Raw genomic sequence first — 1544 nt, 5'->3', positions numbered from 1 at the left:
ATCTTTTCGGTCAATCAATTGATTACCATTACGCGTTCGACCACGATACTGAATAAAATCGTATGCCGGATTATTATGAGGGCGATAGGCACCATAACCCGGTAATCCTAAAACCGCGAAGGCGCGCGCAGTAATTTCCAAATTGAGAGCATGGACACAACACAGCAGTACGCCTTTACCTTGTTCGGAGTATTGGCGTATGACTGCGGTATCTTTATCTTCTAAGATCCGTTTAAAACGCCAAGTAGGCCAAAACCAAGTTATGCCTGTTTCAATCAAGGCCGCGCCGGTATTTTTAAAATTCTCCACCACAAACTGGTCAATGTCTGTTGCGCTCATCTCGGGGAAGGCTAATTCAAGATTGCGTTGTGCCACTTTTACCCGTTTTTTACCAAAACGCATGGCAAACTTGCCTAGGCTTCGCCCCAGCGTCAATAAGACAGGATAAGGCAGCAGATTGACCAACAGGGCTAAGAAGCCAAATCCGGCCCATACGCCCCAATATCTGGGATGCACTAAGGCCAATGAAAACTCAGGTTTTCCGTATTTCTTTTTACTCATCATGGTTACTTAATTTGTGCGCTCAGCAGGGCCCAATAATCATCAAAATTAGCGGTAGGCAGATATTTAAAATCGGAGCGTACAAAACGGTTTAAACTGCCTTCCACCTGTCCCAGTAATTGTGCGGCCAGTGTCCCTTCATCAACGGGAAAGGCTTTCCCTTCACGCAGTTTACGTTCGCGTAAAATTTGTCGTAATGAGGTTTCTATCCGTTCGTACAGTTGGTTGATCCGTTCACGCAATCGTTCATTTTCAAACATTAATGCATGGCCGGATAAAATTCGAGTCAAGCCAGGATTACGCTCAGAAAAGGCTAAAATTAACTGCATCACTAAACGAAGACGACTTAAGGTATCTTTCTCTTCATCGAGAATGCGGTTAATCCGTGACATTAAAGACTCTTCAATAAACTCAATCAAGCCTTCAAACATGCGAGCCTTACTCGGGAAGTGGCGATAAAGGGCCGCTTCTGAGACACCCACTTGTTTTGCTAATTTGGCGGTAGTAATGCGTGAAGCCCCTTCATGAGACTCAAGCATTTGCGCCAGGGCTTGGAGAATTTCTTCACGTCGATTGGTTTTCTTACTACCGGCCATAACCCGTTTTCCTTTTTTACCAATAAGATAGGTGATTCATAATGGGTAACGCGTGCTTGCACGGGAATGCTTTATTCGTACGGTAAATCAACATCATTCGTACGGCAAGCCAACATCACGTGGTAATTTCATTCACCCATGTGCTACAGCTGTTGTGCAATCAACAACATTAATGCCTGAGCTAATTCACGCTTACTGGCCAGTGGGAGTTCCTGCTTGCCATCGTGCCAATAAACGGTTAATGCATTGTTATTACTATTAAAGCCTTGACCGGCGATAGAAACATCATTCGCGCAGATCATATCAAGATTTTTCTTCGTCAACTTGCCTCGTGCGTATGTTTCTACGTCTTGTGTTTCTGCAGCGAAACCAACGGTAAAAGGACGA

Annotated in this window: 3 protein-coding genes; all 3 read right to left on the bottom strand. The window is 44.6% G+C overall.

The annotated features are described in order from the left end of the window. A partial coding sequence (locus B7C60_RS18000; protein ID WP_483887750.1) for an LpxL/LpxP family acyltransferase occupies window positions 1–561 on the bottom strand: 561 nt, incomplete at its 3' end. Between the two features lie 5 nt (window positions 562–566). After that, entirely contained in the window at window positions 567–1157 is a 591-nt protein-coding gene (slmA, locus tag B7C60_RS05735; RefSeq protein WP_099610827.1) for a nucleoid occlusion factor SlmA, read from the bottom strand. Between the two features lie 143 nt (window positions 1158–1300). Beyond that, window positions 1301–1544: phosphopantothenoylcysteine decarboxylase domain-containing protein (locus B7C60_RS17995; protein ID WP_281251659.1), on the bottom strand; the 244-nt coding region annotated here is incomplete at its 5' end.

Source organism: Vibrio fujianensis, assembly GCF_002749895.1.
Taxonomy (GTDB): Bacteria; Pseudomonadota; Gammaproteobacteria; order Enterobacterales; family Vibrionaceae; genus Vibrio; species Vibrio fujianensis.
This window is presented reverse-complemented; position numbering and strand designations above follow the sequence as displayed.